General features: G+C 49.7%; 1 protein-coding gene. It reads left to right on the top strand.

Going from position 1 to position 342, the window contains the following annotated elements; translation table 11 throughout:
• On the top strand, positions 1-342 hold a 342-nt coding region (locus tag CWB98_RS24100; RefSeq protein WP_171045745.1), incomplete at both ends, for a hypothetical protein.

Here is a 342-nt window from a genome sequence, read left to right as displayed (position 1 = left end):
ACACGTAGTGCCTCATGAAGGCAGCATAGACGCGGAAAGCGAGTCGAAAGGGCTGACTTCTGCCAAGCTTTCGCTGGGCTTCGGGCTTGAACTTGACGCCACCATTGCCAGCGATACTAATTATGGGATCAAATACCAATTTTACGGTAAACATCGTGAACATGCTCAAAGCGGCGACTGGAGCCATGCAGTGCGATTTGGGTTTGTCACGAATAATGATGACGGTAACACCGGCAACGAGAACAGCTACCGACACTGGAGGCTTGATAAGCAACTGCTGGATGTGTCCTTTATAAGCGGTTACAGAATCTCACCACAACAGCTAGTCTATGGCAGCGTCTT

This window comes from Pseudoalteromonas rubra (genome assembly GCF_005887115.1).
In the GTDB taxonomy this organism is placed as follows: Bacteria; Pseudomonadota; Gammaproteobacteria; order Enterobacterales; family Alteromonadaceae; genus Pseudoalteromonas; species Pseudoalteromonas rubra_F.
This window is presented reverse-complemented; position numbering and strand designations above follow the sequence as displayed.